This window comes from Nocardia sp. NPDC050630 (assembly GCF_044457245.1).
GTDB lineage: Bacteria > Actinomycetota > Actinomycetes > Mycobacteriales > Mycobacteriaceae > Nocardia.
This window is the reverse complement of record NZ_JBITGN010000044.1, coordinates 1-19,602: the sequence shown is the minus strand read 5'-3', so window position 1 is coordinate 19,602 and position 19,602 is coordinate 1. Positions and strand designations below refer to the sequence as shown.

Annotated in this window: 20 protein-coding genes and 2 pseudogenes; 12 read left to right on the top strand and 10 right to left on the bottom strand. The window is 64.1% G+C overall.

The features are described 5' to 3' along the window. Nucleotides 1-205: 205 nt before the first annotated feature. From ACIBG0_RS41490 to ACIBG0_RS41470, 5 genes are all read right to left on the bottom strand, one after another. Nucleotides 206-1,000, bottom strand: coding sequence for a LamB/YcsF family protein (locus ACIBG0_RS41490; protein ID WP_397041007.1), 795 nt, complete (start codon nucleotides 998-1,000; stop codon nucleotides 206-208). Continuing rightward, nucleotides 997-2,046, bottom strand: a complete 1,050-nt coding sequence (locus ACIBG0_RS41485) for a biotin-dependent carboxyltransferase family protein (protein WP_397041004.1) — start codon at nucleotides 2,044-2,046, stop codon at nucleotides 997-999. Before ACIBG0_RS41485 ends, ACIBG0_RS41490 begins: the two co-directional genes overlap by 4 nt. Continuing rightward, nucleotides 2,043-2,756 (bottom strand): allophanate hydrolase subunit 1, encoded by a 714-nt coding sequence (locus tag ACIBG0_RS41480; RefSeq protein WP_397041001.1) that lies wholly within the window; start codon nucleotides 2,754-2,756, stop codon nucleotides 2,043-2,045. The genes ACIBG0_RS41485 and ACIBG0_RS41480 overlap by 4 nt, the downstream gene beginning before the upstream one ends. A 118-nt stretch (nucleotides 2,757-2,874) precedes the next feature. Beyond that, on the bottom strand, nucleotides 2,875-3,525 hold the full coding sequence (locus ACIBG0_RS41475; RefSeq protein WP_397040999.1) for a cyclase family protein: 651 nt from the start codon (nucleotides 3,523-3,525) through the stop codon (nucleotides 2,875-2,877). Nucleotides 3,526-3,635: 110 nt separating this feature from the next. Next, on the bottom strand, nucleotides 3,636-4,928 hold the full coding sequence (locus tag ACIBG0_RS41470) for an MFS transporter (protein ID WP_397041012.1): 1,293 nt from the start codon (nucleotides 4,926-4,928) through the stop codon (nucleotides 3,636-3,638). Between the two features lie 277 nt (nucleotides 4,929-5,205). On the opposite strand from ACIBG0_RS41470, the gene ACIBG0_RS41465 reads away from it, so the two are divergent. The 10 genes from ACIBG0_RS41465 (at nucleotide 5,206) to ACIBG0_RS41420 (ending at nucleotide 16,017) form a co-directional block, all read left to right on the top strand. Then, the gene (locus ACIBG0_RS41465; RefSeq protein ID WP_397040996.1) at nucleotides 5,206-5,931 is read left to right on the top strand and encodes a GntR family transcriptional regulator; all 726 of its coding nucleotides are present in this window, start codon (nucleotides 5,206-5,208) and stop codon (nucleotides 5,929-5,931) included. After that, nucleotides 5,931-6,782 carry an urea carboxylase-associated family protein gene (locus tag ACIBG0_RS41460; RefSeq protein ID WP_397040993.1) on the top strand — a complete coding sequence of 284 codons (852 nt, stop codon included), beginning with the start codon at nucleotides 5,931-5,933 and terminating at the stop codon, nucleotides 6,780-6,782. The genes ACIBG0_RS41465 and ACIBG0_RS41460 overlap by 1 nt, the downstream gene beginning before the upstream one ends. Nucleotides 6,783-6,919: 137 nt before the next feature. Then, complete coding sequence (locus tag ACIBG0_RS41455) at nucleotides 6,920-8,371, top strand: class I adenylate-forming enzyme family protein (protein ID WP_397040991.1); 1,452 nt, start codon at nucleotides 6,920-6,922, stop codon at nucleotides 8,369-8,371. Nucleotides 8,372-8,495: 124 nt separating this feature from the next. Beyond that, nucleotides 8,496-9,560, top strand: a complete 1,065-nt coding sequence (locus tag ACIBG0_RS41450; protein WP_397040989.1) for an isocitrate/isopropylmalate family dehydrogenase — start codon at nucleotides 8,496-8,498, stop codon at nucleotides 9,558-9,560. 46 nt (nucleotides 9,561-9,606) lie between these two features. Next, complete coding sequence (locus ACIBG0_RS41445) at nucleotides 9,607-10,716, top strand: pyridoxal phosphate-dependent aminotransferase (protein WP_397040986.1); 1,110 nt, start codon at nucleotides 9,607-9,609, stop codon at nucleotides 10,714-10,716. Continuing rightward, entirely contained in the window at nucleotides 10,713-11,990 is a 1,278-nt protein-coding gene (locus tag ACIBG0_RS41440) for a Glu/Leu/Phe/Val dehydrogenase (RefSeq protein WP_397040983.1), read from the top strand. Before ACIBG0_RS41445 ends, ACIBG0_RS41440 begins: the two co-directional genes overlap by 4 nt. A 76-nt stretch (nucleotides 11,991-12,066) precedes the next feature. After that, entirely contained in the window at nucleotides 12,067-13,206 is a 1,140-nt protein-coding gene (locus tag ACIBG0_RS41435; RefSeq protein WP_397040981.1) for an acyl-CoA dehydrogenase family protein, read from the top strand. Between the two features lie 29 nt (nucleotides 13,207-13,235). Next, nucleotides 13,236-13,982 (top strand): enoyl-CoA hydratase-related protein, encoded by a 747-nt coding sequence (locus tag ACIBG0_RS41430; RefSeq protein ID WP_397040978.1) that lies wholly within the window; start codon nucleotides 13,236-13,238, stop codon nucleotides 13,980-13,982. A 53-nt stretch (nucleotides 13,983-14,035) separates the two neighbouring features. Continuing rightward, a complete protein-coding gene (locus tag ACIBG0_RS41425; RefSeq protein ID WP_397040976.1) occupies nucleotides 14,036-14,905 on the top strand; it encodes an amidohydrolase family protein in 870 nt (289 codons plus the stop codon). A 548-nt stretch (nucleotides 14,906-15,453) separates the two neighbouring features. After that, nucleotides 15,454-16,017: an NUDIX hydrolase gene (locus tag ACIBG0_RS41420; protein WP_397040974.1), complete on the top strand. Its 564-nt coding sequence runs from the start codon at nucleotides 15,454-15,456 to the stop codon at nucleotides 16,015-16,017. 311 nt (nucleotides 16,018-16,328) lie between these two features. Here the strand turns inward: ACIBG0_RS41420 and ACIBG0_RS41415 are convergent, their stop codons facing one another. The 4 genes and pseudogenes from ACIBG0_RS41415 to ACIBG0_RS41400 form a co-directional block, all read right to left on the bottom strand. Then, nucleotides 16,329-16,547: a transposase gene (locus ACIBG0_RS41415; protein ID WP_397040972.1), complete on the bottom strand. Its 219-nt coding sequence runs from the start codon at nucleotides 16,545-16,547 to the stop codon at nucleotides 16,329-16,331. Continuing rightward, on the bottom strand, nucleotides 16,544-16,741 hold the full coding sequence (locus ACIBG0_RS41410; RefSeq protein WP_397040968.1) for a hypothetical protein: 198 nt from the start codon (nucleotides 16,739-16,741) through the stop codon (nucleotides 16,544-16,546). Before ACIBG0_RS41410 ends, ACIBG0_RS41415 begins: the two co-directional genes overlap by 4 nt. Further along, nucleotides 16,738-17,853, bottom strand: coding sequence for an ISL3 family transposase (locus ACIBG0_RS41405; RefSeq protein WP_397041009.1), 1,116 nt, complete (start codon nucleotides 17,851-17,853; stop codon nucleotides 16,738-16,740). Before ACIBG0_RS41405 ends, ACIBG0_RS41410 begins: the two co-directional genes overlap by 4 nt. Nucleotides 17,854-18,091: 238 nt before the next feature. Beyond that, a pseudogene (locus ACIBG0_RS41400) lies at nucleotides 18,092-18,255 on the bottom strand (IS3 family transposase); the annotation flags it as partial. A gap of 474 nt (nucleotides 18,256-18,729) precedes the next feature. On the opposite strand from ACIBG0_RS41400, the gene ACIBG0_RS41395 reads away from it, so the two are divergent. Both ACIBG0_RS41395 and ACIBG0_RS41390 read left to right on the top strand, forming a co-directional pair. Next, nucleotides 18,730-18,924 carry a hypothetical protein gene (locus ACIBG0_RS41395; RefSeq protein ID WP_397040966.1) on the top strand — a complete coding sequence of 65 codons (195 nt, stop codon included), beginning with the start codon at nucleotides 18,730-18,732 and terminating at the stop codon, nucleotides 18,922-18,924. A 25-nt stretch (nucleotides 18,925-18,949) separates the two neighbouring features. Continuing rightward, on the top strand, nucleotides 18,950-19,195 hold the full coding sequence (locus tag ACIBG0_RS41390; RefSeq protein WP_397040963.1) for an NAD(P)-binding protein: 246 nt from the start codon (nucleotides 18,950-18,952) through the stop codon (nucleotides 19,193-19,195). 145 nt (nucleotides 19,196-19,340) lie between these two features. On the opposite strand, the pseudogene ACIBG0_RS41385 reads toward ACIBG0_RS41390, so the two are convergent. Continuing rightward, nucleotides 19,341-19,602: pseudogene (locus ACIBG0_RS41385) on the bottom strand (hypothetical protein); the annotation flags it as partial.

Below are 19,602 nucleotides of genomic sequence, written 5' to 3'. Positions count from 1 at the left end.
CAACCAGTTACTGCACCGCCTCGGCCACCACGACCTGCACGCACCCCGACCGCTCGCGGCATAACCCCCGACGAACTAACGGGCGCACCCACTAGGAACGACACCGGCGACCCTCGGCCGACTGCCGCAAGCCAAGATTGGATCGGGGCGTTCGCCGGCCTGATGTCGGTGGGGCGCGAACTGCTGAGTGGTGGCGAATGCCGGCTCATGCCGAACCGGAACGTGTCTTCCGGGCGAGGACCTCACGCAACGGCACCACATCGACATCGGCCGCCTCGAGTTCTCGTCGCACCGCTCGTGCTTGAGTCACCGCGCCTGCGGTGTCCCCGTGCAACAGGACGGTGTCGCAGTCGACGGGGATGTCTGTGCCGGTGATCGTGCGAACGAGGCCGTCGGTGACCATGCGCACCGTGCGTGCTACGACCTCGTCATCATCGTGGATGAGTGCGTTCGGTTCTGTTCGGCGTACCAGTGTCCTGTCGTCGAGGTAATTTCGGTCGGCAAGCCCGACCACGCCCACGGCGATGCCTCGCTCGCGGGCGGCCACCGCGAGTTCACCTTCCTGAGTGAGGACGACCTGGTCCGGGCCTAGCGCCGCGATAGCGTCCGCAACCGCCTCAGCGTAGTCGCGGCGAACGACAACCAAGTTGCCGAGTTTGCCGTGCGGCGCGACATGCGCGATCCGTGTGCCGTGTGCCGTGGCGAACGCACCAAGAGCGCCGACCTGATATAGCAGGTCGGTGCGGACCTCCTCGACGCTGAGATCCATCGCGCGGCGACCGAAGCCAACTACATCCGCGAAGCCTGGATGCGCACCGACGGCGACACCGCGGCGGACGCAATAGGCTACCGTCGCGTCCATGATCCGGGGGTCGCCCGCGTGGAAACCGCAGGCTATGTTTGCCGAGGTCACCACATCGAGGAGCGCCTCGTCGTCGCCGATACGGTATCGGCCGAACCCTTCACCCAGGTCGGCGACAAGATCCACTGCGCGTCTCATTCGACGTCACCTCCATTGATGTGACGGCAGCCGATGCCGTCGGAAACTCGGGACAGATGACCGGCATGGACGATGTGCCCGAGCCCGGTCGAGCGGAAAACCACGCTGACTCGCTCGGCCAACGCACGCAATGCCCGGTCCCTGGCGCGGACCGCGCGGACCGCATCGGTCACATCCGACAGCCGGAAGGCGACCGAGTCCCCAGGCGCCAGTTGGGCGAGCCGGTCGACCGCCGTCGTGCTGGCCACGCCGATCACCGGATAGCCCGCCACTAGCAGTCGTCCGCGGAGCAATACGAGCAGTCCACCACCCGGTGGCACCTCGATGGCTCCGATCGGGACACCGCGCGAGATCATCTCTTCGCGCACGACGCGGGCCGGCGTCGCACCCCTCAGGCGCAGGCCCACGTGATCGGACTGCGGGGATACGGTGTAGGTCCAGTTCGAGCCGACGATGCCCGAGGCGAATTGACCGGCCTCGGGCCCTGCCGTCATATCGATGACGGCGGAATGTGAGTACGCCTGCTGTGGAGCGCAGAGTCGGAACAAGGGGAGTCGGGAATAGGGGTGATCGAGGGATTCGAAGGCCGATTCGATTACGAGTTTGTCTCCTGCATGGAGACGTCGGCCGACTCCGAGCAGTGGGTCGGGGGCGACGCTGCCCAGCACCGGCTCGCTCGCGAGCCAGCCGTTGACCGCCAGGTAGGACCGGAGTCCGGCAGTCGGCGAGGGCATCGTAAATTGCTGGCCGACGCCGACAACCAGCGGTTCGCTCGCGGGCTGTGGGACCCCGTCTACAAGGATGTGGTCCACGGCGCCGGTCGCTGCCACCAGCACTGGCGCAGAGCAATGCAGACCGAGTGCCGAACCGGTCACCTCGAGGAGAGGAGCTGTCGCAGTATTTCCGACCAGAGTGTTCGCAACGACAGCCGAGTGCTGGTCGGACGCACCGTTTACGATCAGACTGACTCGGCCGAATCCGGGGCGACCGAGATCCTGGACGACCGCATGCCCCGCCTGCAGCACGGTGATGGTCGCGGTAGTCACGCAGTCTCCGCAGACGTCTCGGGCAATCGATCGGCCCACACGTGCCATTGCGCCGCTGGCACCGACACGAACCGGAACCGATCTCCGGGCCGGTAGCGAACGAGGTTCTCGTCGGTCATGTCGAAAAGACGCAACGGTGTTCGGCCGATGATTCGCCAGCCGCCCGGAGAGACAACGGGATAGATCACGGTGTTGGGTCCACTGAGAGCAACCGAGCCCGGTTGCACGCGGGTGCGCGGGTCAGGCAGGCGAGAGACAGGAGCCGGCAGTGTGGGCCCGTTGAGAAACGGAGCACCGACAGGAGCGCCACAGAAGCGGACCGTCCACGGACTCCCAGTATGAAAATGCACGACTTCGGTCGGCGAGAGGCCGACCTGGGCCCCGACATCTGCAAGATCGGGACCGTATTCCTCTCCGTACACCACCGGTATCTCGAAGTACTGCGAAGGCGTTGTGGCGATGGGGCGTTCCACGGTGTCGAGGAGTGTACGTACGGCCTGCCGCATGGTCGCATGGTCGGTGATCAGCGGATCGAAGGATATGAACGCGTGTTCGAAGGTTGCAATGACATCCACCAGGCCAAGGGGCAACGCCAGCCGGAGCGCCGACGCCAGCTGACTGGCGCCTTCCCAGCGCGCTGTGGCGGTGTCCCCAGGAAGCGCGAGCAGCAGCCCCGAGTCACCGTATTCCCGGATGTCGAGTTCATTCATTGGCACTACTCCGCCCTGATCATTGTGCTGTCGACGGTGTACGAGGAGAGGTGTTCCGGCGAGCATGTACGTGGCTGAGACACCGGAGGATTGCCCGCTCGGACGCGTGGATGGGAGGTCAGGGCACGAAGGCGAAGGCGCGCACGGGGAAGGTGGACAGTCCCCGAACGGCGGGTGGCACAGCGTAGAACACGGCCCCCGTGTTCGGCAGGCGGTCGAGATCGGTCAGGTTCTCGACCACCGGGATGTCCGCGCCCAGCAGGATGGTATGGGCGGGGCGATGCCTTCCGCGGGTATCGTCGATGTTGACCGAGTCGATGCCGACGAGTCGAGCTCCTGCGTCGACCAGTGCCTGTGCCCCGGCCGCGGTGAGATGGGGGTGGGCGGGACCGCCATAGTGCTCAGTTCCCCAATGACAGTCCCACCCGGTACGCACGAGAACTGCGGTGTTCTGCAACTGCAAACCGGAGAAGAGGTCCGGGCCGCACGGCCCCTCATCGGCATCGACGACAATCGCGGGCAGCATCGCGCAGGTCTCGAGCATCAGGTCAGCCAGGTCCTTACCGTTCCGGAAGCGGTGAGCTGGCGTGTCCAGATAGGTTCCCGTGTTGCCTACCATTGTGATCTGCCCAATCGCGAACTCAGTTCCGGCAGCGTAATGCTCGACTGACGCGTCGTAGCTGAGGTATTCCGTGATCTGCGGCCCGGGAAAACCGGGATGGGTTGTCATGCCGTACTCGATAGTCTGGCTCAGATCAATCAGTTGCATGGCGTTGTCCTCCTGGCAGTGTCGGCATATCGGTCGTCGCCGATGTCGGAAGGGTTTGAGCGGGCAGTTAAATAAGGTCGGCTACCGGGCGGCTCAGTTGCGGTAGGTCCCTAGACATCGCCTGCGCCGCTGGCATGATGCAGGTCTCGTCCGCGGGTTTCCGGTGCCATCAGCACCGAGGCGACGACTCCGACAGCGCTGATGATGCCCGCGATCAGCATGGTTGGGCCGATGCCGGCGTGGTTGAGCAGGAGCGGAGTCAGGAAGGTGCCGAGCGCGGCGCCGATCCGGCTGACTGCGGTTCCAATGCCGACTGCTGTGGCCCGGATCGCGGTGGGGAACAGCTCGTTCGGATAGATCCATTGCATAATTGTCGGGCTGCCGATAGCGATGGCGTAGGTGGTGAACATGAGCGCGATCATCACTGTGGGCGCGTCAGGCCAGATACCGAGGGCCAGCAGGGCGATCGTGGCTATCGTGAACGGCACGATCAGCAACGGGCGCCTGCCGATACGATTGGCGAACAGAGTCGCCACCACACAGCCGGTCAGGAACAGCACGCCGATCATGGCGGAGCCAACGGTGGATTGTCCGGGACTGTTGAGTCGGAATGCCTCCAGCATCGCCGGGCCGAAGGCGTAGATCGCGTAGATGGGCCAGATCGAGCACGTCCAGAAGACCGCGATAAAGATCGTGCGACGGAGGTATGGCTTGCCGGTCAGGGCGCGTAGCCCCGCATGACCGGGTTCTTCCGTCAGATCTGGCAGGTCGGCGCCAGGGCCAAGGGCCTTCTCGAGCGCACTGCGGGCTTCGTCGGTGCGACCGCGGGAGGCCAGCCAGCGCGGCGATTCGGGGGTGCCCCACCGGGCCATGACCAGTATCAAAGCTGGTACCGCCGGGGAGAGCAACATCCATCGCCAGCTGTCAGGGCCGAGTTGGGCGATGGCGTCGCCGATAAAGTAGGCGGCGACGTTGCCCACTGCCCACATCGCAGTCAGCCAGCCCAGGAGGCTGCCGCGCTTGGCGCGGGGGGCAAACTCGGCTTGCAGGGCTGTCGCGATCGGGTAATCCGCGCCGATCGCCACGCCGGTCAGCAACCGGGCAATAAGGAGCCAGACCGGACCGCCGGCGAAGAATTGCGCGACCGAGCACACCACGATCAGGATCAGGTCCAAGGTGTACATCACCTGTCGGCCGATCCGATCGGTGACATAGCCACCGACCAGCCCCCCGGCAAACATCCCGATCAAGGCCGCCGCGGCCAGCAGCCCTTGCCAGACGCCACTCAGGTGCCACGCGGGGGTGAGCTGTGTCAGAGCGATTCCGACGATCCCCAGCACGTATCCGTCCAGGAAGGGACCACCAGCCGAGTACACCGTCAATCGGCGATGAAACGCGGTCATCGGGAAGTCGTCAAGCGACCGCGTCTCGGTCGTTGTCTCGGCGGCGCCCGCCGATTGCCCAAGGTCGCTATGTCTCTCGTCGAGACGTTCCCCTTTGAATCTCATGTTGGTCTCCTGAACCTCGGGCCGACCGCCGAAGGGCTGTGACGGCGCTAACACGCATAGTGTTGATTGTTGGACGATCTATTGTCAACAAGTCACTTTGATGCAGTTCGATGTTCCATCGAAGACGGATTCACTCTTTCTTGTTGAACAATCCTGGTGTTAGCATGACCGCGTGACGAAGAACAATGCAGTCAGGTCGGACGCGGCGACCAGCGAACGAGTCGCCGCGGCATTGCGTGAGCGGATCATGCAGGGCGAGCTCGCACCGGGCATCCCGCTACGGGAGGTGCCATTGGCCGCAGAGCTCGACGTCTCGCGCAATACATTGCGAGAGGCGTTGCGGCTATTGGAAGCCGAGGAGCTGGTCGACTTACACCGTCACCGCGGAGCGGTGGTCGCAATCCTGTCGGCAGAGGACATCCGCGACATCTACCGGGTGCGCCGGGTCGTGGAACTGCGCGCTGTAGACGAGATCGCGTTGACTCAGCCGGGAGCCGCGCAGGCTATGCAGGATGCGTTGGCGGCCTCCGAATTCGCTTTACAAGCCGGGGCCTGGCGTGACGTCGGCACCGCGAGTCTGCGGTTCCACCAAGCGCTGGTAGCCACACTCGGAAGCCGTCGATTGGACGCATTGTTCCGGACGATCGTCGCACAGTTGCGGCTCGCCTTCGCCGCCGCGGAGAACGAGGCGGACCTGCAACGACCATGGGTAGCACGCGATCGCGAGATCTGCGAGTTGTTGATCGCGGGGCTGCGGGCGACAGCCGCCGCCGAGCTACGGCGCTATTTGGACGAATCCGAGCGAGCGATGCTCGAACTGGCGCGACTGCACCCAGCGCCCGACCTTACCGAGTCGAGTACCGCCCGCCGTGCTGACACCGTGCTGGGGGGTATGTAATGGCTACCCCGCCCGCAACTTATCAGGCCAGCACCGGTGGGCCGCTGACCGTAGACCGTCACTTCTATGACCTGATCGCGCGGAAACTCGAGGCGCGCGAGCTCATCGAGCGGTTCTTCATCCCGATCCGCTCAGGCCAGGCATGGGAGGTGCCGGCCGGGCACGTATGCCGCATCGTCACCGTCGCGGGGCCGCAGGTGGGCGATTTCAATGTGTGGAACCGTCACGATCCGCGCGAACGGATGTGGGCGGCGCGTACCCGCCAACTGCAACGCGCCCACATCAGCACCTACGATCGGATCTGGTCGAATCTGCCATTCCTCCGGCCGCTACTGACCGTCACCAACGACACACTCGCCGACTACGGCATCGACGTTGATGGCGGGCGGGTGCACGACCTGCTCGGCTCGCGCTGCGACCCCTACGTCAACCGAATGCTGACCGGCGATGACTTCGATTTCCACTGCCATTCGAACTTGACGCGCGCAGTACTCCCGTACGGGTTGACCGAATTCGACGTGCACGACGTACTCAACGTATTCCAATGCACCGGTCTCAACGAAGAAGACCAGTACTTCGTCAAAACCTGCCCCGCCAAACAGGGCGACTTCTTCGAGTTCTTCGCCGAAATCGACCTGCTCTGCGCACTGTCCACCTGTCCCGGTGGCGATCTGTCAGTGCCGCTGTGGGGCCCTGGGGCGGACGACCGGACCGACGTCTGCCGACCACTGGGGATCGAGGTGTATCGCGTCGCCCCGCCTCTTCTGTCCAGCTGGACACCACCTCAACGCGCCGCTTACCGCAACCAACATGGGATGCGGGCGCCGCGATGGGAAGAGCAGATCCCGTGACCGGCAGGCCATCACTCGAACGTCGGCGGGAGGCCGGCTCTCGAAGCCGGCGCGACTACACCAAACCCGTCGGTGCTACCCGCCGCTTTCGATATCCGCAGCACCATGCCCAGACGAGCACAGATTAGGAAATCTCCATGGCATCGAATCTGGTTCAGCTCCTGCTGGAGCAGTCACAGCAGCGACGGGATCTGGTCATCGGGACTGTCGATGACCAGATCCGGCTAGTTGATGCACTGGAGATTGCCGCGGGTGCGGCCGGAGAACTCACGGCCCAAGGGGTCGATCGTCGTGGCCGCGTCGCACTAGTGGCTTCGAACTCGACCGAGTACCTGATCGCCTGGATGTCATGCATGCTCGCCGGCGTTCCAGTGGCACTGGTGAATCGCAGCTATCCGCCCGACCTGCTGGCCACGATGCTCGACCGACTCGAGCCCGCTGCGGTGATCACCGACCGGGAAGAGGTCGACTTCGCCGAAAAACGACGTGTGTTGCCACTGCACACCGTGCGATCCGCGCGGCCGAGCAATCCGCAGGCGCTGCCGGGCGCTGCGGCAACTGAATCGGACATCGCATCGTTCATGCACACCTCCGGGACAACTGGCGTACCGAAGTTCTGCGCTCAGACACACGGCTACTTTCTGCGGCTCGGCCGAGACATGGCCGCAGGCCTCGGACTGACCAGTACCGACCGAATGCTGGCACCGTTGCCGCTGTTCCACATCAACCCTCTCGGCTACGGTCTCATCGGTGCGCTCAGCGTCGGCGCTGATGCGCTCACGGTTGACAGGTTCTCCGCGCGAGGGTTCTGGCCGATGGTCAAAGAACATCGCATCACTGCCCTGGTCTTGCATGCGCCGCCTGTGGAGATTCTGAAGCGGGTCACCACTGGCGTGGATGCCGATGGGCACGAGGTGCGCACGATGTTCTACGCCGATGCCGAATTCATGTCCCGCTTCGGCATCTCGCGAGCCGTTTCGGGATACGGATCGACGGAGGCGGCCGGGCTGAGCCACCTGCACCGGTGGGAACTCGGGGACGAAATCCCTCTCGATTGCGGCCGATACGGCCTACCACGTGTCGACATCGAGGACCGCATCGATGAGAGCGGGCAGATCCATATCCGAGAACGGCGGCAGAACGTACTGTTCGCCGGCTACTACGACAATGAAATAATCGATCCGAGCATCGACGCGGACGGCTGGTTCGCCACCGGTGACCTAGGACGCCGCGCCGCGGATGGGACACTCATATTCATTGAACGAGCCGCCGAATCCATCCGTGTGAAGGGCGAATTCGTTCCGATTCCGTTCGTGGAAGGCCAGCTGGGGACGATCACCGCCCTGCGCGACCTTGCGCTGTGGAAACGCCCCGGCGAGATCATCGACGAGGAAATCGTCCTCTACGTTGTCGCCGACCCGGTTCCGATGGAAGCGATCCGCGAGGTCAGTGCCGGCCTGCCAGCTTTTATGCGGCCCGCCCATGTGGCACAGGTGCGGTCGATTCCGCGTGACGCCGCCGCAGGAAAGGTGCAGCGTCGGTTACTCCACGATCAGGAACTGCTGTCGTGGGCGGCGCTGACGTGGTGAGGTTCGGTCAGCGCGGTATGAGGGGCCGTGCTGACCGTTCACCTACAGCCTGCCGTGCCTCGGGCAGGACAGTATTCATCGCTTGGACGTTTCGAATCGCTATCTATCGAAAGATGTTGATCGCATGACGAAGATTGCGTTACTCCCCGGCGACGGGATCGGAAGCGAAATCCTGGACGGTCCCGTCGAACTGTTACGTCGACTGACCGCCGCCGGAGCCCCGATCGAGTTGACCGGCCCGCTACCATACGGCACCTCAGGCTGGCGGGACTCCGGTTCGATCCTTCCGGAGCAGACCCTTCAGGCGTGCAGGACGGCTGATGTCGTGCTGAGCGGCGCTGTCGGAACCCATCCGGGCGTCAGCGCTGCCGAATGTCCGAATCCCGAAATGGCGCTGATCAAGTTGCGTAGTCTGTTCGATCTTCGGATCAGTGTCCGTACCGTATGGGTACCGGGATTCGAAGATGTCACTATCGTCCGCAACATCACCGGCGGCGCGTACGCCGACCCTGGCCAGCGGCAGGAGAGCGACGGCACCGGCCCCGCCGTGGACGAGGTGCGGTTGCTTCCCGAACGAGTCCACGAAGTGCTGACGATGGCAGCCGACTACGCGAAACAAGCACCGCACCGCCGCTACATCAGCGTCGACAAGGCCAGCGTGTTCGCCACGTCGCGGCTGTGGCGCACTATCGCGAACCAGGTTTCGGTGGCCACCGAGGTTCAGTTCGAGAACGTCAATGTAGATCGCGCAGCCTACGAGCTGATCCGATACCCTGACCTGCCAGCGGTGATCGCCACCGAAGGTATTTTCGGCGACATACTCTCCGACGCCGTCTGCGCCCGCGCCGGCTCGCCCGCGCTGTGCGGATCGGCCACGATCAACCCGGACCGCAGCTTCGGGGCCGGGATCACCGCGCTGTTCGAGCCCGCACACGGCTCGTCGCCGCACCGCACCGGATCACGGCGGTCCAATCCCACGGGTGCCTGGCTGGGGCTCGCCGCTCTGCTGGACTGGTGCCCGGATCTGGCCCCGCTGGGACTTTCCAACCGTATTCGGGCGGCCCTCGAGATTGTGTACACGAACGGCATCCGGACCTACGACCTGGCGACCGAACAGTCCTCGGCAGTCGGCATGGACGAATTCAATCGACTCCTGCTCGCGGAAGTGGAAGTGCCGCAATATGTCTAGCCGCTCGACACCCCCTCTGGGCGGCGCACCCGCGAGAATCGCCGCCATGTCCCGACGCTCGGCGTCGCTCGGCGCCATACCGAGCGGCGCGATCTCATTGGCGATGGGTGAGCCGTTCGCGGGCACCGACTCCCGCATCACCGAAGCCGCCATGGCGTCCGCCCGGTCCGGCAACACCCGATACGAAGCACTGACCGGATCGTCGGCCCTGCGGGAAGCGATCGCGAAGACGCTCTCGGCACAATACGATCGGTGCATCGGCGCGCAGGCGGTGGTTCCGACACACGGCGCCAGCGCCGGCTTGGCCGCGGCGATCCTCGCCCTGGTCGATCCCGGTGATCGAGTGGTGATCCCGGAACCCACCTACTCGTTGTACGCCGATCATGTCGCGATGGCCGGAGGACAGGTCGACTGGGTTCCGATTGGCCCTGATGGCTCTCTCGACCTGGAGGCCATCGGCGAGCGAATTCAGGGTGCGCGCATGGTGATCCTATGCAATCCGGGGAACCCGTCTGGACGAATCCACTCCCGGCACGAAATTGATACCGTGGCGGCCGCAGCCGCCGAGTCGAACTGCTACCTGATCAGTGACGAAGCGTATTGCGACATAGTCTTCGACGGCCTCGAGTTCGCCTCAGTACTCTCGAAGCCTGAGTACGCCGATATCGTCGTCTGCTGCCGCACCTTCTCCAAATCGTTCGCGATGACTGGTTGGCGACTGGGCTACGTCGTGGCCGGGGCGGCGGTCGCCGACGCCGTCAACCTTGTGCATCGTACCGTCAACGGCGCGCTGAACTCGTTTGTGCAGCACGCCGGCGTTGCCGCCCTCGGTCTCGCCGACGACCTGCTCACCGGGCTCGCCGAGCAGTACCAGTATCGTCGTGACCTGGTAGTAGACAACTTGCACGGCATTCCCGGAGTCCACCTGGCACGACCGCAAGGGGCGTTCTACGCCTTCCCTCGCGTCGACATGGATATCTCCTCCGACGACCTGACCCAACGGATGGCTGACGCGGGCGTGCTCGTGCGCTCCGGTCGGGAGTACGGGCCATCTGGGGAGGGGCACTTCCGAATCTCGTTCGCAACCGATACCGACAGTCTCACTGCGGGTCTGGATCGGGTACGAAAAGTTCTCGAGGAAAGTATCCGACGATGAGCACCGAAACCTATCCCACAACGCAGACATCGTCCAATGCGCTGCGCGACGCGCAGGAGCAACTGGCTCAAGCCGTGTCGATCCTCGGCTACGAACAGAGCATCTACGACATGCTCGCCACGCCCCGGCGCGAATTAACCGTTAGCGTGCCACTGCGGCGCGACGACGGCTCGGTGGAATTGCTCATCGGACATCGTGTGCAGCACAACTTGTCTCGTGGTCCGGCCAAAGGCGGTCTGCGTTATAGCAGCACCGTCACTCTCGACGAGGTCCGCGCGTTAGCAATGTGGATGACCTGGAAGTGCGCGCTGGTCAACGTACCGTATGGCGGCGCGAAAGGTGGGGTGCGCTTCGATCCGAAGCTCTATTCCGCCAACGAAATTCAGCGGGTGACCCGTCGCTACACCAGCGAGATCATGCCATTGATCGGCCCCGTCCAAGACATTCCTGCCCCTGACATCGGCACCGACGAACAGGTAATGGCTTGGATGATGGACACCTACTCGGTGGGCCATGGCCACACCACCCTCGGCGTCGTCACCGGAAAACCCGTACTACTGGGCGGGTCACACGGACGCGCCGACGCGACATCCCTAGGGGTCGCCCACATCGCCCTCGCCGCCATGAAGTACAGGGGCATGACTCCGACTACTACGACAGCCGCTGTGCAGGGCTTCGGCAAAGTCGGCCGCAGCGCGGCGCGGTTTCTGTCGGATGCCGGGGTGCGAATCGTGGCCGTCAGCGACGAATACGGTGCGATCCACAACCCTGGCGGCATCCCGATTCTCGAACTGGAAAAACACATCGCGACCGCCGGGAAAGTGACCGGATTCGCACACGCCGAAGATTTGCCCGACCGCGACAACCTGCTGTGTCTCGATATCGACGTGTTGATCCCTGCAGCGGTCGCGGGAGTCCTGCGTGCGGACAACGCCCGGCATATCACGGCGAAACTGATCGTCGAAGGCGCAAATGGCCCCACGACGCACACTGCCGACGAGATATTCCGGGCGAACGATCAACTTGTGGTACCAGACATCCTGGCGAACGCCGGCGGCGTGCTCGTCTCCTATTTCGAGTGGGTGCAGGCCAATCAGGCCTACTGGTGGAGCCGCACCGATGTGCAGAACCGACTGCGGGACTGCATGAATGCCGCTTGGGACCGGGTGGTCTCGGACGCCGAGAAACGCCAGGTGTCGCTGAGGCTGGCGGCAACCAGTCTGGCGGTGGAAACAGTCGCCACAGCACACCTGATGCGCGGCCTGTACCCGTGACGCGATGGCACGCCACCGCCGCATGGCACGCACCTCACCCGACCACAAGGGACACCCTCGACGACAGGAGACGATGATGAGTTTCTGGAGGTACCTGGCCGACCCAGCGGTCGCAGAACCAGCGCGGCGATTCACCGCGGAGGTCGTCGACTCCGTCGCCGCTCGGATCGATCAGGACGACATCTACCCGGTCGAACTCGTCGCCCAGACCGCGGCGATGGGCTGGAACGCCATGACACTTCCCACCCGCTTCGGTGGCAGCGGCGAATCAATGGTGAACGCGCTCGGCGTCTTCGAGGAACTCGGCGCGGGCAGCGCCGCGCTGGGGGTATCGCTGATCACCATTCTGCAAAGCCAGAAGATCATCGAGCTGTACGGAACCGAAAGCCTCAAGGAGCGGGTGCTGCCCCGCTATGCCCAAGGGTTACGCGCTTCGTACGCGCTGACTGAACGAAGCCACGGCAGTGACATTCGCACACTCGACACCAAAGCCCACGGAAGCGTCGACCAGGGCTGGATAGTTAATGGCGAGAAGGCGTTCATCACCTCTGGGTCGCAAGCGGAGTTCTTCGTAGTACTGGCCGAAACACCTGTCGGTGTGTCCGCATTCGCGGTCGAGCGCGACACCGCGGGCGTCAGCACCCGTCGGACTCGCGACGCGCAGACCTTCGGATTACGCAACGGTCCGCACGTGAACCTCGTGCTCGAGAACGTCGAACTGCCCGGCGATGCGCTGATCGGCGTGGAAGGCAAGGGACTTCGCCAAGCCATGGTCACGCTGTCCAACAGCCGGACCCTCGCTGCTGGGATATCGCTCGGCATCGCCCGTGCGGCCTTCGACAAGGCGTTCGACTATGTCCTGGAGCGCGGCGCCTTCGACGGCAAAGTCATCGATTTCCAAGGCATCCAATGGTACTTCGCTCAAGCCGGGGCCGAGATAGACGCCGCTCGTTTGGTCACTTACCAGGCAGCCCGCGACCTCGACGTGAGTGGCGACTATCAGCGGTCCTCCTCGGTGGCCAAACTGCTGGCCGCCGGGCTCGCCACCCGCGTGGCGAGCATGGCCGTGCAGGTGTGCGGCGCCGCTGGCACCCAGGAAACCTCGCCGTTCGGACGCTACCTGCGAGACGCGAAGGCATACGAAGTAGCCGGGGGCTCCGCGGAGGTGCTCAAGAACACCATTGCCAAGAGTTTCATCAAAGCCGCTCGGCCCTGACACCGTCCAACCATCTGGAGGATTGCCCTATGCCCAAAGTGCACGTGCACATCGACAACGGCATTGCGACAATAGAGTTGAACAACCCAGACCGGCGCAATGCGATCGACGTCGAGATGGCTGGCGAATTGGTCGACGTCTGCGAAACCGTCGACAATTCCCTGGAGATCGGCGGTGTGGTGATCCAGGGCGCCGGCGGGCAGTTCTGCTCTGGAGGAGACCGCGATGACCTCGACGCGGCCACGCGCGCTCCGCTGGAAACCACCAACTTCGACCGAATCTCGGTACTCTACAACGCCTTCGTCCGAGTCGGCGGCCTACAGGTCCCCACCGTTGCCGCAGTCCGTGGGGCCGCGGTCGGCGCCGGCTTGAATCTGGCACTCGCCGCCGACCTCCGGGTGCTCGCAACAAACGCCAGACTGATCCCCGGATTCGTGCGACTGGGATTCCACCCGGGCGGTGGCCATATGCATCTGCTGCACCGAGCCGCCGGTCCGGACACCGCCGCCGCGATGGGCATGCTCGGCGTCGCACTCGAGGGCGCCGATGCCCAGCGCGCCGGGCTGGCCTGGACGGTATGCGCCGACGAGGACGTCGAGGCGAACGCCCGAGCGTTGCTCGCCACAGCGGCCGCCGACCCCGAACTCGCCCGATTCGCCAAGAAGAGCTACATCGCCCAAACACGTTCTGCTGCCATCGACTGGCCAACGGCGTTGAACGTCGAACGCGTCGCCCAACTGTGGTCGTTCGCCCGCGCAGGAACAGCGGTCCCCTAGAAGTCGGGCGACGCCTACAGCAGACCATGACCTCATCGCATCGAGGAGCAGCTGTGGAATTCGGCACTGACAAGATCGACCGAATCTGCCCGGGACCGAACCCCGACCCCGCAAAACCCACACGATTCACCGTGCCGACCGGTGCCGTCGACACCCACGCGCACGTGGTCGGCACGGACTTCGTTCCCGAACGAAGCTATACACCTCCACCCGCGTCCGCCTCGGATTACCTGCGGATGCTCGATGGCACCGGCATGAGCTACGGAGTCCTGGTACAGATCAGTGTGCACGGCACCGACAATCGCCTAATGCTCGACACACTCGCCGAGAACGCCGAGCGGTTGCGCGGCGTTGCCGTGGTAGCACCGGATGTCGCCGACGCCGAACTCGGCATATTGGCCGAACATGGCGTAGTGGGACTGCGTTTGAACACGCTGGCCGGCGGCGGATTCGGCTTCGACCAGATCGGTCGATACGACAGCATCTGCCGGGAGATGGGTTGGCACCTGCAATTGCTCACCAACACGTGGCACTTGGCCGAGGTGCACACGAGGTTGTCGGAACTGTCCGTACCGATCGTCATCGACCACATGGGCGATTTCGACGTCTCCCGCGGAATCACCGCGCCCGACTGGAGGATTCTGCTGGGGCTGATGGCAGACGGCGCTTGGGCCAAACTCTCCGGTGCCTACCGTCTGTCCGATGTGCCAGCGTTTTCCGACACGGTTGCCTTCGCTCGCTCGCTGATCCAAACCGCACCCGACCGGTGCGTCTGGGGATCGGACTGGCCGCATGTCGGTTTCTGGGGTGCGATGCCCAACATCGCAGACCTGTTGCACCTACTTGCGGAATGGGCGCCGGCGCCGGTCGTTCGGGACGCAATTCTCACCACGAACGCGCACCGCCTCTACGGTTTCAGCTAGGTAAAAGGGTAATCCACGAGTAGCCCGATCTCCGTTCGACGGGTCGGGCTCACCCGCCGGTGCAAGTTTGTCGACGCACAGGCGATCTTCGCGTTCACCGCCACGAGATGGCGTACGAACCGGTCGAGGTTTATTCCTCGGAACCGCCGCCGGGTCCGCGGCGGCTGGTTACAGTGTCAATTCTGTGGCCCCGGCGGCGCCGGAGCCACAGACAGGCGCAGCACCGACAGTGAGGGCGGCGAAGGCACCGCAGGCGTTCTGCTCTGCATGGATCTGCTCTGAAACGAACTCGGATCGACGTCGATCGCCCGGTCGGGGCAGGCGCGATACAGGACTCACCACCCACTCCGATTACTCGAGCAGACCGGGCGGGAAGGACGTGAGCGCCGACACCGGATGCGGATCTCGCGTTCTTCGAGCCTGCTGCCGCCGGTAACGGGCAGGAAGGCCGGTCCTACCACGTGCGCGAGACGAAGCTCGGTGCATTGGCCAGGACGCCAATTGTCTACGGACGCGGAACCGTCATGACACAGATCGATGCGTGGTGAATGTCACGAAACTCTTTGTGCGAGTCTATAATTCGTTGCGAGCTAATAGGCTGGGCGGGCATGACCGGCAGTAGAATCATCCGACGCGTTTCCAGACCTGACACGCTGATGCAGAACCCCACAGCGTCCGCAGCCGATACTGTCGGGCTCCACGCTGCAGCGTTCGTACAAAGCGGCGACGACACCGACACCGTCCTGCTGATCTGTCGTAGCGACAACGGCAACTGGTCCATGCCCGGCGGTCCGCACGAGGCCGGCGAATCCCTCAGCGACATCACCGTCCGGAAGACTCGCGAAGAGACCGGTATTCACATCCACATCATCGGTCTAGTCGGCATCTTCGTCACCCCAGGCCACGTCATCCGCCAGACCAGCAACGACGAGATCGGGCACAAGTGCACCATCGTCTACCGCGCCGAGCCCGTGGCCGGTGAACCGACACCGTGCAGCGTAAGCACCCAAATCGAATGGGTGTCCATCGGCGCCATCGCTGACCTGCCGATGGGCCCCCGGCCAGCGCGAACACATCGACTGGGCATTAACCCAGCCCGAACCCCACATTGACGTGCCCACTCTGTCAACCGCGACCGCGGCGCCGGCTCTACCGCTCGAACACCTCCCCGACATGCCATCCGAGACCGGGAACGGGGGACTGGAGCACCACCAGAGTGGCACAATCAACTCGCCACTCGCACACGGCCGGTGACCCCGACCGGTCGACGCTCCGCAGGGTCCACCCGGCGGTAGGTCATGTGGGCGGTCGGGGCCGAACCAGCCTACGCACTCCGTTTGCCCGCATCGCCCGCAATCGCGGTGCCCGCACGGTGTCCGTGGCGATGAGAGAGTGGATCTGGCCCACTTTCGGTGGCGGCGTGCTACTCGACCAAGAGAACACGGCGACGTAGGAGGTCGAAGTTGGCTCTGCCGAACATTTGCCGTTTCAGCATTTTTACGCGGTTCACGTTGCCTTCGACAGCACCGCTACTCCATTCCAGCGTGAGGCCGTTACGGACAGCATCGTAGTCTTTGAGCAGGCCATCGGCGAAACTCGTAAGCTGTTTGATGCCGCTGGCCTTGTGGCAGCGGCGATTCACGTGTCCAGGTGTTTGCCGCCGCGTTCGCGGACCATCCCTGCGAAGTCGACGACGAGCTGGTTGACCTGCCCGAGCGTGTCGCAATCGGCCAGTATCTGTTGTAGCTGCTGTTTTTCGTCGTCGGTGAGCGCGGTGGCCGGTCGCATCATCCAGCCGGCGACGTCACGAGGTGTCGGCGCCGCCGGGGTGTTCACAGCTGCTGATGGTGTGACCTCGCGCCAGGTCTGTACCAGCCGCCGCACCGACCGATGGCTGCCGGTGTAGCCGCGTTCCCGCAGCTCCTCGAGTAGGCGTAGCGCATTGGTGCACCCCTGGTCCCAGCGTTGCCGCAGGTAGGGTGTGTGTTCATCAAGGGCGCTGCCATGTTTGGCGACGGGGCGAGTAGGTGCTCGACGCTGTCGGCCTGGACGTAGCGGCGGACGGTTTTGCGGTTCAGCTGCAACCGCCCGCTGATCACGCTGATGTTCACGCCACGGGCGAACAACTCGTGGATGTCTGTATACCGCTGCCGGATCGCCTCGGCTCGGGAGCCCGAGCCCGCAGGCGCAGCCTCTGGCGCCGCCGGTTCTTGGCTACGAACCGATGTATCCCCTTGCTGGACAAGGCATTTACGATGTGCGCGGACGATGCGGTCAACCGCTGTAGTGAGGTTGTGAAGCAGATGCCAACGGTCCGCGACCTGGATCGCGGCGGGGGCACCGCGGCTGGCGCCGTCGGCGTAGGGACCGCCGCGGTCGCGGCAGACGACCCGGACCTCTGGATGTCCGCGCAGCCAGGCCGCGACCGTATTGGAGGTGCGGTCTTCGAGCAGATCGACCGGCTGGCGGGTGGCCATATCGACAATGATCGTGCCGTAGATTCGTCCCCGGCGGATGGCGAAATCGTCGATACCGACGGTCGGCAGCGTGCCTACCTGCGGCAACGGGATCGCTCGGACCAGTCGCAGCAGCGTGGACCGGGACACCTCCGTGGCGAGATGGCGGGTCATCCGATGCCCGGCCCGCCCGCCCAACGCCAGCCCGACCGTGGTCAGCAGCGTGGTCAACATGCTGCTGCGGCGCTGATACCACCCCGCCAGATCGCCGAGCCGCTCCGCGAAAATCACCCGCGAACACTGGCGTTCCGGGCAGCGGAATCGCCTCACCTGCAAGCGGATACGCACTTCACCCCCGCCCACGCTGCGATCCGACAGATGCCGGACGTATCGGCTGTGAACCCGGTCGGACACCGTCCCGCACTTCGGGCATGCGGCGGTATCGGTGTGGGTGCGGGCATCGAACCAGACCGTCGACCCGCGAACCTCCATGTCATTGACTCGAACCCCGGACAGATGCGGGAATAGCGCCCCGCACACCGACTCCACCACACTCACAGCCACCAGCAGCATCTACAACGTAATCAACAGCACCGCAACGTGATTGCCGGATTGCTGCACCGAAAGTGCGCCAGAGCCACCCCCACATGACCATTGACAGGCGGGGTCAGCAAAGAGCAGGGCTCATAAGATCAAGCATCAGCCGGTTCCCTCAGTCGGGACTCGCCTCGTCGACCGCGGACTGCCGCACCCACTTCCGCAACGTCTCCGGAGTCATCGCCATCCGGCCTGTGATCGTAGTGATCGCCGCCCACTCCGAGCGTAATCGTCTCCATGTGCACAAACCGGACGAACCGCCTTCGCCTTCGTCGCCGCGTTGTACTTCGTCGGCATGATGTCAGCCTTCCGAATGAAGAAGGTTGGCATCAAACCCAGGGGATTCAGTCAAACGCGTCCGCGCTATTGGCGGCCGCCGCTGTTTGTGTCGAATGCGCAGGAGTTACCTACGTATGCAGATCAACGCTTGTCCATTCTGCCCGATGTGTGCGGGGCAGATGCCCGTAATCCTGGATGACAGCCCAAGCCTGCGCATCGGATTCAATCGAGTTCATTGCGGGATCGCTCAGATCGAAAGGATCCGGAAATGCCACAGCAGTCCGTCCGACATTCGACGAGAACGGAATCTGACACTCCGAAGTCCCGCGGGATGCTTGGGTCGGGGAAGCAGGTACTGGGCTGTGAGAATCCATGCAAATGGGCTTCGGAGTGCGGCTCGCCGCCTCGGTTGCGGCAATCTATGGCACGCGGCGGTCGCCGCCAGGTTGCACGATGTCTATCCCCCGGTCACCCACCTGAGCAGGTGTCACCGTGATGTCCGAACGCCACCTAGCGGTCGAGTTCACCCATGCCGGCCCCGTGCTGCATTACAGGGCAGAGAAAGCTGCTGCAGAAGAGTTCGCGGCCGCGGCCCGGCGGCAGTCGTTGGTGCATCGGGTCACGATCGATGACAAAGTCTCCACTGAAATGACACAGCTTCCGTACCAGCGTCTCTTCCAACCATGAAAGGCACAGACCCAAGGAGGAGGCAATGTCGGAGGCGGTCATCGTGGGCGGTGGCATCGGCGGTCTCGCGGCGGCAGTGGCATTTCTCCGGCAGGGGTGGGAGGTCGAAGTGCTCGAACGGCGGCCGAGATCACTGCCGCCGGCGTGGGTTTGTCTTTGTGGTCCAACGCGCTTCGCGCCAGGGACGCGCTCGATCTCGGCGATCGGGTACGTGAACGTGCCGTCGAGGAAGGGGCGGCGGGTATCCGGGATCGCGCGTGGCGCTCGTTGACGCGGATGGACGCATCCCACTCGCCGACGGCCGGGTCTGTGAGGCTGATTGAGGGCATGGACCTGCGCCGCCCGCGGCCGTCGCTGGCGTCGATCACCCGGCGTACCGCCCGCGTCGCCGCACAGCAGGGGTGGGCTCCGGTGTCCTACAACACCGTTCGGGCGATCTCGACCCGGCAATGGTCACTCTCGCACACGACTCTGCAGTCAGGTAGTACGTCGATGCGTTCGTGGGTGGCGGCGTCGATCACGCCGTAGTGGTGGCCGCGGCGCAGCGCGAAGTCGTCCACTAATCCCGAGATCGGGATTAGTGGACTTATCCCGAACCGGGGATTATCCCGATGTCTGGCGGGATTGACGTGGGAGTGGTTGTAGCACTGGGTGATTGGTTCGGGTTGCTGGTTTGTC

Excerpts from the sequence above, each read along its gene's own strand:
- ACIBG0_RS41490 (WP_397041007.1), bottom strand. The coding sequence starts at position 1,000 with ATGAGACGCGCAGTGGATCTTGTCGCCGACCTGGGTGAAGGGTTCGGC.
- ACIBG0_RS41480 (WP_397041001.1), bottom strand. The coding sequence starts at position 2,756 with ATGAATGAACTCGACATCCGGGAATACGGTGACTCGGGGCTGCTGCTC.
- ACIBG0_RS41475 (WP_397040999.1), bottom strand. The coding sequence starts at position 3,525 with ATGCAACTGATTGATCTGAGCCAGACTATCGAGTACGGCATGACAACC.
- ACIBG0_RS41470 (WP_397041012.1), bottom strand. The coding sequence starts at position 4,928 with ATGACCGCGTTTCATCGCCGATTGACGGTGTACTCGGCTGGTGGTCCC.
- ACIBG0_RS41460 (WP_397040993.1), top strand. The coding sequence starts at position 5,931 with ATGGCTACCCCGCCCGCAACTTATCAGGCCAGCACCGGTGGGCCGCTG.
- ACIBG0_RS41455 (WP_397040991.1), top strand. The coding sequence starts at position 6,920 with ATGGCATCGAATCTGGTTCAGCTCCTGCTGGAGCAGTCACAGCAGCGA.
- ACIBG0_RS41450 (WP_397040989.1), top strand. The coding sequence starts at position 8,496 with ATGACGAAGATTGCGTTACTCCCCGGCGACGGGATCGGAAGCGAAATC.
- ACIBG0_RS41445 (WP_397040986.1), top strand. The coding sequence starts at position 9,607 with ATGTCCCGACGCTCGGCGTCGCTCGGCGCCATACCGAGCGGCGCGATC.
- ACIBG0_RS41440 (WP_397040983.1), top strand. The coding sequence starts at position 10,713 with ATGAGCACCGAAACCTATCCCACAACGCAGACATCGTCCAATGCGCTG.
- ACIBG0_RS41435 (WP_397040981.1), top strand. The coding sequence starts at position 12,067 with ATGAGTTTCTGGAGGTACCTGGCCGACCCAGCGGTCGCAGAACCAGCG.
- ACIBG0_RS41430 (WP_397040978.1), top strand. The coding sequence starts at position 13,236 with ATGCCCAAAGTGCACGTGCACATCGACAACGGCATTGCGACAATAGAG.
- ACIBG0_RS41420 (WP_397040974.1), top strand. The coding sequence starts at position 15,454 with ATGTCACGAAACTCTTTGTGCGAGTCTATAATTCGTTGCGAGCTAATA.
- ACIBG0_RS41405 (WP_397041009.1), bottom strand. The coding sequence starts at position 17,853 with ATGGAGGTTCGCGGGTCGACGGTCTGGTTCGATGCCCGCACCCACACC.
- ACIBG0_RS41390 (WP_397040963.1), top strand. The coding sequence starts at position 18,950 with ATGTCGGAGGCGGTCATCGTGGGCGGTGGCATCGGCGGTCTCGCGGCG.